Annotated in this window: 11 protein-coding genes and 1 pseudogene; 8 read left to right on the forward strand and 4 right to left on the reverse strand. The window is 65.8% G+C overall.

The window, feature by feature from the left end; translation table 11 throughout:
- The first annotated feature begins 369 nt into the window (after positions 1-369).
- From FRANEAN1_RS35195 to FRANEAN1_RS35220, 6 genes are all read left to right on the forward strand, one after another.
- Positions 370-1632 (forward strand): extracellular solute-binding protein, encoded by a 1263-nt coding sequence (locus tag FRANEAN1_RS35195; protein WP_049795845.1) that lies wholly within the window; start codon positions 370-372, stop codon positions 1630-1632.
- A gap of 82 nt (positions 1633-1714) precedes the next feature.
- Complete coding sequence (locus FRANEAN1_RS35200) at positions 1715-2602, forward strand: sugar ABC transporter permease (RefSeq protein ID WP_041256909.1); 888 nt, start codon at positions 1715-1717, stop codon at positions 2600-2602.
- Positions 2599-3438, forward strand: coding sequence for a carbohydrate ABC transporter permease (locus tag FRANEAN1_RS35205; RefSeq protein ID WP_020464448.1), 840 nt, complete (start codon positions 2599-2601; stop codon positions 3436-3438). The genes FRANEAN1_RS35200 and FRANEAN1_RS35205 overlap by 4 nt, the downstream gene beginning before the upstream one ends.
- A gap of 115 nt (positions 3439-3553) precedes the next feature.
- On the forward strand, positions 3554-4675 hold the full coding sequence (locus FRANEAN1_RS35210; protein ID WP_020464449.1) for a glycoside hydrolase family 172 protein: 1122 nt from the start codon (positions 3554-3556) through the stop codon (positions 4673-4675).
- Between the two features lie 70 nt (positions 4676-4745).
- The gene (locus tag FRANEAN1_RS35215) at positions 4746-5798 is read left to right on the forward strand and encodes a LacI family DNA-binding transcriptional regulator (protein ID WP_020464450.1); all 1053 of its coding nucleotides are present in this window, start codon (positions 4746-4748) and stop codon (positions 5796-5798) included.
- 35 nt (positions 5799-5833) lie between these two features.
- A complete protein-coding gene (locus FRANEAN1_RS35220) occupies positions 5834-6877 on the forward strand; it encodes a glycosyl hydrolase family 32 (protein WP_020464451.1) in 1044 nt (347 codons plus the stop codon).
- Between the two features lie 1299 nt (positions 6878-8176).
- Here FRANEAN1_RS35220 and FRANEAN1_RS35225 read toward each other — a convergent pair.
- Positions 8177-8988: pseudogene (locus FRANEAN1_RS35225) on the reverse strand (transposase family protein).
- 313 nt (positions 8989-9301) lie between these two features.
- Between FRANEAN1_RS35225 and FRANEAN1_RS35230 the strand changes: the two are divergent.
- Both FRANEAN1_RS35230 and FRANEAN1_RS35235 read left to right on the forward strand, forming a co-directional pair.
- Positions 9302-10120, forward strand: coding sequence for a shikimate 5-dehydrogenase (locus tag FRANEAN1_RS35230; RefSeq protein WP_020464454.1), 819 nt, complete (start codon positions 9302-9304; stop codon positions 10118-10120).
- Between the two features lie 464 nt (positions 10121-10584).
- Positions 10585-11067, forward strand: a complete 483-nt coding sequence (locus FRANEAN1_RS35235) for a zinc ribbon domain-containing protein (RefSeq protein ID WP_020464455.1) — start codon at positions 10585-10587, stop codon at positions 11065-11067.
- 550 nt (positions 11068-11617) lie between these two features.
- Here the strand turns inward: FRANEAN1_RS35235 and FRANEAN1_RS35245 are convergent.
- From FRANEAN1_RS35245 to FRANEAN1_RS35255, 3 genes are all read right to left on the reverse strand, one after another.
- Positions 11618-13825: a N,N-dimethylformamidase beta subunit family domain-containing protein gene (locus FRANEAN1_RS35245; RefSeq protein WP_049795846.1), complete on the reverse strand. Its 2208-nt coding sequence runs from the start codon at positions 13823-13825 to the stop codon at positions 11618-11620.
- Positions 13826-13887: 62 nt separating this feature from the next.
- Positions 13888-14247, reverse strand: a complete 360-nt coding sequence (locus tag FRANEAN1_RS35250) for a hypothetical protein (protein WP_020464457.1) — start codon at positions 14245-14247, stop codon at positions 13888-13890.
- Positions 14248-14747: 500 nt separating this feature from the next.
- Positions 14748-15236 (reverse strand): hypothetical protein, encoded by a 489-nt coding sequence (locus FRANEAN1_RS35255; protein ID WP_020464458.1) that lies wholly within the window; start codon positions 15234-15236, stop codon positions 14748-14750.
- Positions 15237-15450: the final 214 nt, after the last annotated feature.

The following is a 15450-nucleotide window of genomic DNA, read 5'->3' on the forward strand; positions in this document are numbered from 1 at the left end:
CGTCACACACCGCAGCAAACCACCCCGACAGCCTGGAGATCACCCAGCGCGACCAGCGAACCACACACAGCCCACACCGGCGCCGACCCCAGCGCCGACCAACCACAAGACTTCCGACTACTTACCTCTTTACCCTCTTGACCCACCCCATTGGTCGGTCTAGCTTACGTCGTGCCAAATCGTTTCGGCACAAGATTCGGATCGGACCACCAGGCCCGTACGGGCCGACATCGCCAGTTTCGATCTCATCAGTTTCGATTACTGACAGTCATCTTATTACTGACAGTCAACTGACAGTCAATGGAGGCACGAATGGCTAGCACTCCGAGCGAAGCCAGATCCGGGCTCACCCGTCGCGGGGTCCTGCAGATGAGCGGGGCAGTGGGGCTCACCAGTATGATTGCATCTGCCTGCGGTGCCGGTGGGCAGAGTGGCGACACCAGCGGTTCCAACGCCCCCCTCACCCTGTTGTGCGAGGCCGGTGGCAAGGCGGAGCTGACGAAGATCGCCGAGTTGTTCCATCAGGAGACCGGTCATGCGGTCTCCTTCGTGGAGTTACCGTACAACGGGCTCTTCAACAGACTGAGCAGCGAACTTTCTTCGGGCACGGTCTCGTTCGACGTCGCGGCGGTCGACGCGATCTGGTTGTCGACCTTCGCCGGCGCCCTGCACCCGCTGGACGAGCTGTTCACCGCGGACGTCAAGTCCGACCTATTCCCGGCGCTGGTCTCCGAGGCACAGGTCGACGGCAGGTTCGTGGCCATGCCCACCTGGACCAACGCGGAGATCCTCTTCTACCGGAAGGACCTGTTCGAGGCTCCGGGGGAACGGACGGCGTTCGAGAGCCAGTTCGGGTATCCGCTCGAAGTGCCGAAGACCTGGCAGCAGTTCGAGGACACGGCCCGCTTCTTCACGCGGGGCACCGAGCTCTACGGAACCGACGTGAAGGGGGCGGTGGAGACCGAGTGGCTCGCCCACGTCCTGCAGGCGGGGTCCCCCGGTGTGGTTCTGGACCCGGACGACAACATCATCATTGACAACGAGCAGCATCTGGCCGCGCTCCGCTTCTACAGCGACCTCAACAACCGTCATCGGGTGGCTCCGCCGGGAGCCGCGCAGCTCGACTGGGCCGGGGCACAGAACCTGTTCAACCAGGGAAAAACGGCGATGCTGCGCTTCTGGGCCCACGCGTTCCCGCTGATCCCCTCGGACTCGCCCGTCCACGGCAAGGTGGGGGCAGCACCCATGATCGCGGGAAGTGCCGGGATCGCGGCCATTCCGGGGCCATGGCACCTGTCCGTTCCCGCGGCCGGCCGCAACACCGAGCTGGCCACGGAGTTCATCCAGTTCAGCTATGAGAACAACGCGCTGGGCATCCAGTCCTCACTCGGCCTGGCGGCCCGCAGATCGGCCTTCGATAAGTACTCCGACAAACCCGGCTACGAGCACTTCACTCCGCTGCTGGACACCCTGTCCGCCCCGGCGACGAAGGTCCGCCCGGCGACCCCCAAATGGCAGCAGATCGTCGACACCGTCCTCGTGCCCATGCTGCAGAAGTCGCTGACCGACAACGCCGACTACGCAGCCCTGCTGAAGGACGCCCGCGAGGATGTGCAGCGTCTTGTCAGCTAGCACCAACCATATCGTGACAGCACGGAAATACCGGAGAACGGCCACCGCCGGCCGGCGGGGAGTTCGTGGTAGTGGTCGCCGCCTGCTGATGACGGATGGGCGCTTCGCACTGCTGCTGATGCTGCCGGCGGCGGCCTTTCTGGGTGTCTTCGTCGCCTGGCCGCTGGGAAGGCTGGTCCTCGACAGCCTCTACGAGATCTCGCCGTTGGCCGGTACCCGGGAGTTCGTGGGCCTGGACAACTATCGGGAAGCCCTCACCTCCGCGGACTTCACCGGCGCGGCGCTGCGGACGGCCATCTACACGGTTTTCGTCGTCTCGATGGAGTTCGTGCTCGGTCTGGCGACAGCCCTTCTCTTCCACACACTCGGGCAGCGGTCGCGTCTTCTTCGAACGGCCTTCCTGTATCCCCTGATGATTGCCCCGATCGTGGCCGGCCTGTTGTGGCGGTTCATGTTGATCGACAACTTCGGAATCGTCAACGAGATCCTCAGCCGGATCGGCGTCATCGGCAGCCCCGATGACATCGGCTGGCTCAGTGACCCCGACATCGTGCTCTTCTCGGTCGCCCTGCCGGATATCTGGCTGACGACGTCGTTCATGTCGCTCATACTGTTCGCCGGCCTGCAGAACATCGCTCCCGACATCCTCGAAGCCGCCAGGCTGGATGGTGCCGGCCCGGTGCAGATGCTGATGCGGATCATCCTGCCGCTGCTTCGTCCGGTCATCGCGGTCGCACTCGTCGTCCGGGGCATCGACGCGGTGCGTGCGTTCGACGTCATCCTCATCCAGACCGACGGCGGACCCCAGTCGGCCTCGGAAACGCTGAGCCTGCTCATCTACCGGACCATGGTGCGCTTCGGGGAACCCGGACTCGCCTCCGCCATGGGCACCCTCTACCTGCTGGCCATGTTCGTCCTCGCGGCGGTCGCGCTCGCCACGATCTGGAACCCGGGGAAGGAGTCAGCATGATCAGCACACGCACCCGTCCAGGGAACACCCGAGCGCTGCTGTGGCTCCTGCTGATTCTTGTGGTCGTGCTCTACGGATTCCCGTTCGCCTACCTGGTGGGCACCTCGTTCAAGACACCGTCAGACGCGATCTCCGTGCCGCCGGCGATCCTGCCGCGTGGCTGGAGCCTGGAGAACTACCGCAGCGCACTGACCACGGCGGGTGTGGTACCCGCCTTCGTCAACAGCTTCAGCACCGCGGCCACCAGCACGGTCTTGTCGCTGGTGCTCGCGGTGCCCGCCGCCTACGGAATCACCCGTTACCGCACCGTGAGTGGTCGGGTGTTCATCATGGTGGCCCTGGTCACCCGCATGGTCCCGCCGGTGGCAATCGGTGTCCCGCTGGTGGGCATGATGAATTTCCTGCACCTGCGGGACACGCCGGCCGGCCTCGCGCTGGCGCACACCACGATTTCCCTGCCCCTGTCCATCTGGCTCCTGACGAGCTTCTTCGCGGCCGTTCCGGTAGAGCTGGAAGATGCGGCGAAGGTGGACGGATGCGGCCGCATGGGGGTGCTGTGGCGGGTGGTCGTTCCCGTCATCTCCGGCGGACTCGCGGTCGTCGCGATCTTCGCTTTCCTCGCCTCGTGGAACGAGTTCCTCTTCGCCCTCCTGCTGACCGCGGTGGAGGCGCAGACAACACCGATCGTCATCGCCAACTTCCAGACGCAGTTCGGCCTACAGTGGGGGCCGATGACGGCGCTGGCAACCGTCTACTCCATTCCCGTCGTCCTGTTCACCCTTCTTCTCCAGCGGCGCATCGTCGCCGGTCTCACACTGGGCGCGGTGAAGGGCTGACCGACCGCCCCGGCGCACAGCCAGAGCCGGCAGGAAAAAACCCGGAGAACAGGGAAGAACAGGCACGAATGTCCTTTCTCGACTCACCGTCACGTCAACGACCGGAGGTCCCGTCATGCGTTTCTGGCAACCCAACAGCCCACTCAGCGGCCTCCCCTACGTCAAGCCCGGAAGGTCGCTGAGGTCGGCGAGCTGGGACCGGACCGGCGGAAACAGGGACTTCAGAACCGTCGCCCCGGGCGAGACCTACGTCATGGCCGACATCTCCGGTGCCGGCGTCATCGAGCACATCTGGATGACCACCCGGTGCTATTCCCCGCAGTACTTGCGGAAGCTGGTCCTGGAGATGTACTGGGACGGGGCGGAGCACCCGAGTGTGCGAGCGCCGCTCGGGGACTTCTTCGGGGTCGGCCACGCCACCTGCACACACTACGTGTCACTTCCGATGAGCATGGTATTCGGCCCGAGACGTGGCCCCAAAGGACCGTTCGCCGCCGCGATGAACACCTATTTCCCCATGCCCTTCGGTACCGGCGCGCGTATCCAGCTACGCAACGAGAGCGACCAGCCCGTCGAGAACCTGTTCTTCTACGTCGACTACGAGCTCACCCAGGAGTCGGTTCCCGACGACGTCGGACGGTTTCACGCGTACTACCGGCAGGAGAAGCCCTGCGAGAAGGTCGAGCACGTCTCGGAGATCGAGAACCCGGCCCCGTGGGACCTCCCCGGCATCAATCTCACCGGTGACGACAACTACGTCATACTCGACGCCGTCGGCACCGGGCACTACGTGGGATGCGTGCTGAGCATCGACAACTTCGACGCGTCCAACCAGACGTACACATGGCCCGGCGAGGGCGACGACATGATCTTTATCGACGGCGAGGCGTGGCCTCCGTCGTTGCACGGGACCGGCACCGAGGACTACTTCAACGCGGCCTGGGGTTTCCCCAGCGGGGCCTACGCCGGGCCTTATCACGGCATCACCCTGGCCAGCAGCGTGCAGGAGCACTTCGGTCTGTGGAGCATGTACCGCTTCCACATCGAGGACCCGGTCCGCTTTCAGAAGTCGATCCGCGTCACCATCGAGCATGGCCATGCCAACGGCCAGGGCAACGACTACTCCAGCGTGGCCTACTGGTACCAGCTTGAGCCGCATGTACCGGTTGCCGAACTGCCGCCGGTAGACCAGCGACTGCCCCGTCGGTGGCCGGAACACGGTCTCTGGGACGAGTAGACCGGTCCGGCGGCGCAGGGGGACAAACCCGGTCTGGCGCCAGGCGGGGAAGAAGAGGTACGAAGGCGACATGAGGAGCAACAGGGCAAGCATCCGTGACGTCGCCGCCGCCGCCGGTGTCTCCCAGACAACGGTTTCCCACGTTCTCAACAGGACCGAAGGTGCGCGGGTCGCCGAGGAAACCCGGGAACGGGTGCTCGAGGCAGCACAGCGGCTGGGCTACACGCCCAGCCGACTGGCCCGGGGTCTGCGTCTGCGCCGGACGAACACCGTGGGCCTGATCAGCGACCACATAGCCACGACACCGCACGCGGGAAAAATTATTCTCGGTGTACAGGAAACCACACTCAAACACGGTCTGATACCGATGCTGTTCAACACCGGTGGCAGTGCCGAGGCCGAGCAGCGTGCCGTGAAGGAACTCGTTCAGCGCCAGGTCGACGGGGTGCTCTACGCACGGATGTACCACAGTCACGTCCAGCTTCCCCCCGGTCTGAGCGGGCTTCCCACGGTCCTGCTCGACGCGCGCTCCGACGACACGATGCCGGCTGTCGTTCCCGACGAGTTCGGGGGCGGACGGGCGGCCGTCGAGGAACTGCTCCAGCACGGGCACACCCGGATCGGATTCATCACCAACCGTGATGACATTCCGGCCACGCACGGCCGGCTCGAGGGCTACCGGGCCGCTCTGAAGGACGCGGGCATCCGCTATGACCCACGTCTGGTCATCGCCGAGGAATCCGAGGCCACCGGTGGGTACATCGCCGCGCACGCACTGCTGACGCGGCGGGGACGTCCCTCCGGGCTGTTCTGTTTCAACGACCGTATGGCGATGGGCGCCTACCGGGCCGCCGCGGAGCTCGGCCTGGAGATCCCGCGTGACCTGTCGGTCGTGGGATTCGACAACCAGGAAATCATCGCCAACGGACTTCATCCCGGGCTGACCACCGTCGCGCTGCCGCACTACGAGATGGGCTGCTGGGCCGCCGACACGCTGCTCGGTCTCATCGAGTCGTCGCAACCTCGGGCCAGTGAGGGGTTTCCCCAGCTCATGTCGTGCCCGCTCGTTCGACGCGCTTCCGTCAGCCCGCCACCCCACCGGGTCTCCCGGGTCTCCGGCTGACCGGGCCCACAACCACCGCACAGGAAGGGCACGTGATGCTGCGACTCCCGGACGTCTGGACATGGGACTTCTGGTTCGCCGACGACGGCGTGCACTACCATATGTTCTTCCTCAAGGCATCCCGCGCTCTCGGCGATCCCGACCAGCGCCACTGGAAGGCCGTCGTCGGGCATGCCGTCTCGTCCGACCTCACCAGGTGGGACGAGGTCGCGGACGCGGTCGCGCCCAGCGACCCGGTGGCCTTCGACGACATCGCCACCTGGACCGGATCGGTCGTCCGGGACGACGACGGAACCTGGATGATGTTCTACACCGGTGCCAGTTCCGGCGAGCGGGGGCTCAAACAGCGGATCGGCCTCGCCACCTCCACAGACCTCCACACCTGGGAGAAACATCCGGCAGCGCCGGTGCTGGAGAGTGATCCGCACTGGTACGAGCAGCTGGTCGACGCACAGTGGCCCGACGAGGCATGGCGCGACCCGTGGGTGTTGCGTGACCCGGCCGGCGATGGCTGGCACATGCTGGTCACCGCGCGCGCCGCGACCGGGCCCGGTGACCAACGGGGCGTGATCGGACACGCCCGTTCCCACGACCTGGTGCACTGGTCGGCCCAGCCACCCCTGAGCCTGCCGCAGACGGGTTTCGGACATCTCGAGGTCCCCCAGGTCGAGGTCGTCGACGGTCGTCCCGTGTTGGTGTTCTCGTGCCTGCGGGGTGAGCTCTCCCGGGAACGCCGTGAGCGCGGCGTACACGGCGGAACGTGGTGCGTTCCCGTCGAGACGCTTCTGGGTCCCTACGATGTCACGCGCGCGGTGCAGGTGACCGACGAGTCCCTCTACAGCGGACGCCTGGTCCGGGACCGGTCCGGGCGCTGGGTGATGCTCGCCTTCCACAACGTGGTGGACGGCGGTCGGTTCGTCGGGGAGATCAGTGATCCGATGTACGTCTCGTGGGCGCAGGACGGCACCAGGCTGGTGCTCAGCGGGACGGCGCGAGACGACCCGGGGCGCGCCTCGGACGACGCCACCGCCAGCCACGACGACCCGGGGCTCAACCCGGTCTCTCGGCCGGGGGTGTGAAGAGTAGCCCCGGAAGAACAGCAGGGGGACGCACCGAGCTTGCCGAGCACCCCGAGCGCGGCGTGGAGTGTTTCCGCTTTTTTGGACGCCCTCTTAGGCTGCCAGTTGGCCGATGTGTCTGTAGCCTAGCTCGTATTCCCTGGGTGTCAAGTATTCGAGGGTGGAATGGCGACGTGTTGTGTTGAAGTGGTTCTCGATCCAGTCGGCGGTTTCTCTTTTCAGGTCGGCCAGGGTTGGCCAGGGGCGGGTGTGGATGAGTTCTTTCTTGTAGGTGGCGAAGAAAGATTCCGAGACGGCGTTGTCGTAGCAGATACCGGTCCGTCCCAGGGAACGCCGGACCTTGTTCTTCTTGCAGTGCGTGTCGAAGGCGCTGGAGGTGTACTGCCGCGGTCGGAGTGGAAGATGACTCCTGCCGGTGGCTGGCGGCGGGCGATGGCCATGTCGAGGGCGTCGGTGACGAGGCTGGTGCGCATGTGGTCGGCGGCGGCCCAGCCTACGACGGCACGGGAGTACAGGTCGATCACGGTCGCGACGTAGGCCCATCCGTCCCAGGTCCTGACGTAGGTGACGTCGCCGCACCAGCGGGTGTCGGGTGCCGGGGCCGTGAAGTCACGGCCGATCAGGTCGGGTGCCGGTACAGGCCGGTCGCCGCCGATCGTGGTGCGTTTCCAGGCCTTGGGGTGGCGTCCTTGCAGGCCGGCCGGCCCGCATGAGACGCCAGACCCGCTTGTGGGACAGCTGGTGACCGGACGCGGCCAGGCCGGCGCGGACGCGGCGCACGCCGGGGTTGCCGCGCCCCTCGGCGCAGATCTTTCTGATCAGAGTGGTGTAGGTGGTGTCGTCGAGGGACCGGCGGCTGGGCGCGCCACCACGCCAAGCGTAGTAGCCCGAACGGGACACGCCAAGCTCGGTACACATGAACGCGACGGGGAACTCGTCGGAGGCAGCCCAGTCCGCGATAGCAGCGAACTTGGCGAGCTGTCATGGCCGTGAGCGCGGTGACAATGTCGTCCGCCTCTGCCAGCGGTGTGGCGTACCGGACGGCCAGCGGAACGGCCACGGTCGACTTGCCTACCCCGGAGGCGCCGCAGACGAGGGTCACTGTCCAGGGCGGCCGTCCGGCAGTCACTCCCATGACGGTGTATTTTCGCCGATTCCCCGATGCTGTGCGAGGGAGTTTGCCACCGGCCGCACGCGTCGGCGCGCTGCCCACGACGAGGCCGCTTGTGCGGGGCTGGGAGCCCTCAGCGGAGAGCGAGTAGGAGCCTTCTCCGCGTAACGGTCTGTTGGGTTGAGTGATCAGGTGGTCCGGTCGTGCTCGACGTGCAGGAGCACGAGGGCAGCTGCAACGATCCTCCCGATCTTCCAGGGACAGAGGCTGACGTTGCGCAGCGCCTTGAAAGTGGTCTTGAGTAGGGAGTTCCCGCGTTCACCGACGGCCCGCCTGCCGTTGTGCGTCCTGTTGTGGGCCTTCTGGGCGTCGGTGAGCTGCCCGCCGGCGGGCTTCTTGATTGCGACGGTGACGGTGTCTCGTTCGCCCTCGTAGCCCAGGTCGCCGAGGACGGGCCGGCCGTCGGCGGTCCAGGCGGCCAGTGCGGGCAGGATTTCCGGGTGTGCGCGCAGGGCGGTGGTGTCGTGCTCGCGGCCGGGGCGCACGGCGGAGGTCCACAGCGGCCAGCCGTCCGGGCGGTGACGACCTGAACGTTCCCGCCGTGGTTGTCGTGCTTGCCGGACCACCACAGGTCCACCCCTCGGGTGGGGCCGGGTGTCCGGTTCCGGTTGGTCTCGATCAGGATGCCGTCGATGCTGACGTGACTGTGACCGGCGGCTTTCGCGGCCAGGAGAGCCGATTCCAGCCTCGGGGCGCAGGCGGCGAGGACGTTGATGCCTTCGTGGAGGTAGTCGTAGGCGGTCGACTTTGCGATCGCGTTGTCGGTGGCGAGTTGCCGGAGCCGGGTGTTGTCGAGGAACCAGCGCAACACCAGCACAGCCTGCTGGCGGCAGGTCAACGTGCGGGTGCCACGCCGGGCGCGCTCCGCCTCGAGGAGACCCTCCAGAAACCCAACGGTTTCCTCGCGCGACGGCAACACGGCCGTGTATGTCACGCTCACCGGGACGCGGGACCTTTCTGAATATGATCTCTGGTCGGACCAGTCTTCTTAGCGGGGTCCCGCGTCTTTTTGTTGGATCGCCAGATCTCGGGCGTTTCGACTACCGAACGTACCGGTTACGCACAGCCACAAGTCGTTACGTGAAAGACTCAGTGGATGACCGTGCTCTCGTCGCCCACGTACCGACCGCTGAGATGCTCGATCAGCCGGTTACGACGTGGGACATCACAGAATGCGACTGCCACATTTCTTTTCCGACCCGTTTCTGTGTCACATGATCGCGACCGGCAAAGGCACATGATAGGGTCGAAGCATGGCGAGGATTATCGACAAGGACACCCGGCTGTGCATGTCGCTCGCCGGCCGGCCGGGGAACTTCGGCACCCGGTTCCACAACTTCCTGTACGACGAGCTCGGGCTGAACTTCGTCTACAAGGCCTTCACCACCGACGATCTGTGTTCGGCCATCGGCGGTATCCGCGCACTGGGGATCCGGGGGTGCGCCGTTTCGATGCCGTTCAAGGAGGCCAGCATCGAGCTCGTCGACGAGCTGGCCGACTCGGCCGCCGCGATACAATCCATCAACACGATAGTCAACGAAACTGGGCGGCTGCTGGCGTACAACACCGACTATATTGCCGTCTCCCGCCTGCTCGCCCAGTATCAGGTGTCACCGGACCACACCTTTGCGCTGCGGGGAAGCGGCGGTATGGCGAAGGCCGTTGCCTGCGCCATACGCGATGCTGGGTTCCGGTCCGGCTGTGTCGTTGCCAGAAACGAGGCGACCGGCCGGGCGCTGGCGGAGATGTATGGCTACGAGTGGCGGGCCGATCTGGGATCGCTGCGGCCGGCGCTGCTCGTCAACGTCACCCCGATCGGGATGTCCGGCGGCCCGGAGGCGGCCGATCTCGCGTTCGAACTCGCCGCCGTCGACAAGGCCGAGGTTGTCTTCGACGTGGTCGCCGTTCCCGCCGAGACACCGCTCATCCGCTGTGCACGGGAGCGCGGCAGAACAGTGATCACCGGGGTCGAAGTGATCGCGCTCCAGGCACTGGAGCAGTTCGTCCTGTACACCGGCGTCCGTCCGGACGACGACCTGGTACGCCGAGCGGCTGCCTTCGCGAGGTCATAGATACGAGAGGGATTCGCGCGCCCTGGCCCAGTTCGGCATCCAGAGATCCTCCAAATACAAAATGAAGTTTTTCCGAAACTCGCCACGGTCCACAGGTTTTGACAATCCCTCCCGGCGCAGACCTTCACACCCGCCTCGGCCAGACCCTCCCCCTCAAGACCTTCTACGAGGTCGAACACGGCACAACACCTCAGCCGATTACCCGTTCCTGCGCCGCCAAGCGTGCGATACCGCGATCATTAGCAGATGCAGGCGGAAGACCGCGTCCTACTGATCGACATCGAGAACGCCGTCGGTGCGGTACGACCACACCCCGAACTCATCCGCCGCCGGGTCCGCGCACTGATCGACGCAGCCGGACCCTGTGGGATGCCAGAACTCGGCCACCGGCGTTGACCTGGCCTTTTAGGCGGCTCGTTCGTATTCGTTGATCAGGCCACCGAGGACGGGGCGGCGCTTGATCCGTGCCGTCGTGCCGCTGCAACGCCGCGTACACAGGAGCCCTCGCCCACGGACGATCACGCGAATACCGCTACTACATCTGCCACAACCGGCAACGCTTCGGCAAGAGCCACTGCGACAACGACCGGCTGCCCGCGGACGCCCTCGAGGACGCCGCCATCAACGCCCTCATCAAGGTCTACAGCAGCTCGACGATCTTCAATGCCACTATCGCCGCCCACCAGGCCAGAACTGCAGAACCCAAGGAAGACCACGGCGAACACCTCCCCCGACTGGAAAACCAGATCAACTCGATCCGCGGCAAAATCCGCAAATACCAGACCGCGTTCGAAGAGGGCACCATGCCTGAAGACGCCTGCGGAGAACGCATCCGGGAACTCGCCACGCAACTCACCCAGGTCCAAGGTGAACACGACAAGATCAAAATCGAGATGGTGGAGGAACCGCCCGATCCCGTGCCACACGCAAAAATCGGCGACGTCTAAGGTCGCATCTTGACCTTGCTGACGGGAGCTCTGACGAAAGACGGAGGCAAGCCCCTGCGCAGGGCAGTCCTACACACACTGATCGAAGAGATCCGTGTAAGATCAAGATCAGACATCACGCCGACATTCCGCATCCCGGACCAGGACGCGGTTCGGGTTGTCCCAGATCCTGTGGGCAGGGGCGGGTTCGAACCGCCGACCTTCCGCTTTTCAGGCCGAAACGACCGTCATTTCGGCGTTCCTGGACGTGCGTTGTCGGCCGTAGAAGGCCGCCGACGTACGTGCTCGGCCGCCGCTGTTGCACCCGTTGCTACACCTCCACTTGATCGCGGCGGTGCCCCCGAACATCATCAGACTGAGCGCGCGGGATCGAGGCTGAGTCAGCGGTTTGGCGTCGTTGGCTGGGTACGGCCCGGCGATAGTCTGCTCTGGCCAGTCCGGATGGACGTGTCGCTGTCATCGGTCTGTGCACGGCGCGGATCGCGGCGTCGTCCCACCCCGCCGTCTCGGTTGGCGGCTGCATGCTTCGACGCCAGGAGTGTCGTCTGGATCACAACGTCGAGAAGCGATCGAGAACGTTGGCGGTGATGCGCGCGACGTTGTTGTCGTAGTCGTTGTGAGAGAGGCTTCCCGCCCAGGCAATCGACGAGGTCGAAAAGACAGCGCCGCCTGATTCGGTCTCGAACAGGGTCATGTCCGCGCGGACGTCTCGGTGCTCGCTGCCGCCGAGCCCCGGGTACATGAAACCGATCTCTTCTACCACCAGCAGGTAGGAGTCGTCGTGGTACTCCGAGGAGGCGAGCAGGTAGGTGCCCGGTGGGGTGCCCAGCCGGACGTCGGCGCGGTCCAGTTCCTGGCCGGCGGCGCCGGCGCCCTCCAGGCCGAAGTCACCGATCAGTTCCTCCTCGCCGACACCGGAGAAGACCCAGGACACCGCTGCCTCGGCGCTGTCCGGCATCCGCCGGTAGTACGAGGACCCGTTGAACCCCTCCGCTGTGAACCCGGTGCCGAAGACCTTCTGCGGAGCGCGGCCACGGTTTCGCCACAGGCCGCCCTTCTCGCCGGTGGTGGAGTGGAGGGTCTCCCCGGGCGCGGCCTGCCAGGCCCGCGAACCAGCCTCACCCTTGCGGACCTCCATGACCCAGGGCTTCTCCGGATGGAAGGACACGACCCAGTAGAACCCGTTGCCGCCCATGTACATCACGCGCCCGCCATCGACGACGTAGTCCTCGAAGGAATCGAGCATCCGTTCTGAGGTGTATTCGGGATGGGTGCCGGTCATGACCACCCGATAGGGCCGCATCGCGTCCACGCCACGTCGGTGGACATCCTCGTCACAGAGGACGTCGAACTCGTATCCCTTCTCGGTCAGCCAGTCGACGAGATAAAGGTCCGCGGGGAACTGCCAGGTGCCCAGATGCGTGAACCGGTACCGCGGGCGCATGTTCAGGATCGGCCGGCGCCGCGAGGTGTAGGCGACGCCGCTGCCGTCGACATGCAGGTCGTAGGTCGAGCGTCCGAACTCGCCGTGTTCGAGCTTGAGCACGTCCAGCGGCTGCACCAGGGGCGTGTGCCCGCCGACCGCCTGCCCGATCGGTGAACCGCTGCCCAGATGCTCGTTGGCGTAGGCCTGGTAACTCGCGGTCGGCAGCAGCAGGGCGATCGATTTCTCCTCGCCCTGAGCGGCGCCGACCAGGAACGGCACATGGTCCTCGAAGCCGCCCGCCCGTAGCCGCAGTGCGTATACGCCCGATGGCAGGTCGGCGCCCACCGACAGCGTGCAGGTCGGCGCCCAGCCGGTGTCGTCGACGTCGTCGGTGTGAAAGTGCACCGCGCCGTACAACTCGGGATGGGCCGTCCAGTTGTATGAGGAACCGTCCCAGTTGTGGGCGGTCACGGCGCGAGTGGGCATGTTCACCAGACTGCCGGCGACACGTTCACCTTCACCGCGGTCGCCGGGCGCGATCTCGGTGCCCTCGATTCCGGTGGACAGGTCCCACCAGGCTCCGAGCCCTTCGATCACCGCCGGTGCTTTACCGCTGCCGGCCAACTGGCGCACCTCGTCGCCGGTCAAAGGCCGTCGGTAGACCGCTGGAAGCGCGATCTTGCCGTTGTATGCCCCCCGCACGACAGTGCCGTCGGTCGTGTCCAGAGCGCCGAGGAGCAGGTCGACGGCCGGGATCTCGGGTGGGCCAGCAAGGGCGCCGGTGATCTCCACCATGGGGTTGGCCACCACCCGTCCGAACCGGCTGTTGTACGCGTTCACCACCGGCACCGCGGTCACGCTGGCCTGACCGGTCGCGCCGTCCCAGCTTGCCGCCAGCGCGTACCAGGTGCCGGCCTGCAGGCCGGTGGGCGCGGTGAGGCAGGCGGAATCCTGGCCCGCGCCGAACACGAGAGCGGGACGCAACCCATCGGTCAGAACCAGCGCGACGCCCGTCGAGGTCGCGTCGTCCCAGCCGGAGAGCACCGGCTGCCGGGCGCCGTCGGCGGTGGGCTGAACGAAGGCGAAAAGGGTCAGTGAACCGTCCGGCGAGCGCAGGATGTCGCGGGCGCCGGGAATCCGGCCGAACGACCCGACATGCGCTGGTTGGTCCAATAGCGGATAAACTCCGTTGACCTCGGAGTCGAGCTCAGTCTCGCGAAATCCCGGGCCACCCGGAGTGGTGTCGCCGTGGCGCAACCGGACAAGGTGGGCGTGAAACGTGTCGACCCCCTGCCCGCCGACCCGGAAGGTCAGGTCCTGCCCGGGCCGCACGATGATTTCGTCAGAGTATCCGAGAACCCAGACCGGCGACGTTACAGAACAGCCTTCCGCGCTCACGCAGCCACACCGAACACCAGCCGAACCCTGCTCAGGAAAACCGCATGCACCGCCGCGCCCACGGTCGGGTGGGGACCGGCGACACGTTCGGTGCGCAGACCCGCCTGGGTGGTTGTGAATCGGGAGACGTACCACCGCTCGTCGCCGTCGTACTCAACGACCAGCTTTCCTTCGATGCTGAACGACCCAAGATAGGTCAGTACGCGGCGGAGCGCGTCGCTGTGCTGGCCGAACGGCTGGCGCTCATGTTCGGCGATCAGCTCCGGTGTCAAGGTGGGTCGCAGGTCGGTGCGCCTGCGGTCGTGAAAGCGCGCGGCGACCACGCCGTCGAGCGCCTCCTGGCTGGACAGTGGCACCGGATATTCCTCCCGCCGTCAGGACTTCCGGGCCAACCGGCTCCGGCGCTGCGGCCCGACGAGCTTGTGGGTCGGCTACAGCGTGGTCGTCCTCAGGTTCGCACCCGGCGGGTCGCGAGGCCGGTGGGAGCCTCCCTTTCCACCGTGATGCGGCATCCGCGGCGCGCCGCCACCGTCAGACGGGCTCTTGGGGGCGGCGTCGGTGGCCCAAAGCTTTGAACGCGGAAAGGGCGGAAATCGGCCTCGCCGCGCCAGTGGCCACGGAAAAGGCCCGCTATGCTGGCCCGGCATGTCCTGACACCGGATCCCCATTCTCACCCGGTGAATGTGACCTGCCCGCCCAAGCAGCTCGGGCGTGTTAGCGGTTCGCCAGCCGGGTATATCGAGCACCGCACCGGCCTTTATTCGATGGCGTAGGAGGCGTGCCTTTCGGAGACTCTCGAAGACCAAATCTCTCGTCCTGATCGCCGGGGCCGGAGCGTCGTTGGCAGTAATTCCCGTCATGCCGGCGAGCGCCGGGACGGGCAACCCGCTTGTTCGATCTCGTCGCGCTCCAGGCGCAGGAGCTCCTGCTGTAGCCGCGACGGGCCCAGGTTCTCGGAGTGCAAGGTCGGATGATCTTTACGTGCCTGCGTGAGCAGGACAGAGATCTCAGGGTGAACCCCCCGAAGATCGTTGTGTACGAAGACAAACGTGTCGAACTGGCCATCCCGCTTGGCCACGGCCTTGGCCAGATCGCTCCTGAACTTGCCGCGGACGGCGTCGGCGTCGGGCACCTCGGGGGCGTAACAGGCGAACAGCTTGCCGTCGCCCAGGCCGTCGGCTCCCATATCACCCAGCTTGCCGTGCGTCCTGACCCCGATAAAGGTGGGGTACCGGGCGGATATCAGGTCCTGGAAGAAGTGTTCGAACGCGTTGCCTGTCCTCTCTTCGAGGAGGTGACGCAGCATGCTCCGAGCGAAGGTCCGCTCCTCGAAAGTGAGCGCCACCAGCCCTCCTTGCCTGCCTGAACGCAAATCTGTGCATACGGTAACAGAATCGTCACCCTGACGGAAGGTTTCCGCTCTGATGCGCCTGCCGTCGTGATCAACTACCGGTTGAGGGTTAGACGGTCCATCGACCTGGCGGGACGCAGCGGCCAGACTGCTGCTCCTGGAGGTTCCTGCGCTGATTGGGTCGGATCACGGTGATCCCCGGCAGGTC

The organism is Parafrankia sp. EAN1pec, from assembly GCF_000018005.1.
Classification (GTDB): Bacteria; Actinomycetota; Actinomycetes; order Frankiales; family Frankiaceae; genus Parafrankia; species Parafrankia soli.

Coding starts and splice junctions, on each gene's coding strand:
- FRANEAN1_RS35230 (WP_020464454.1), top strand. CDS start 9,302: ATGGCGAGGATTATCGACAAGGACACCCGGCTGTGCATGTCGCTCGCC.
- FRANEAN1_RS35210 (WP_020464449.1), top strand. CDS start 3,554: ATGCGTTTCTGGCAACCCAACAGCCCACTCAGCGGCCTCCCCTACGTC.
- FRANEAN1_RS35195 (WP_049795845.1), top strand. CDS start 370: ATGAGCGGGGCAGTGGGGCTCACCAGTATGATTGCATCTGCCTGCGGT.
- FRANEAN1_RS35215 (WP_020464450.1), top strand. CDS start 4,746: ATGAGGAGCAACAGGGCAAGCATCCGTGACGTCGCCGCCGCCGCCGGT.
- FRANEAN1_RS35220 (WP_020464451.1), top strand. CDS start 5,834: ATGCTGCGACTCCCGGACGTCTGGACATGGGACTTCTGGTTCGCCGAC.
- FRANEAN1_RS35205 (WP_020464448.1), top strand. CDS start 2,599: ATGATCAGCACACGCACCCGTCCAGGGAACACCCGAGCGCTGCTGTGG.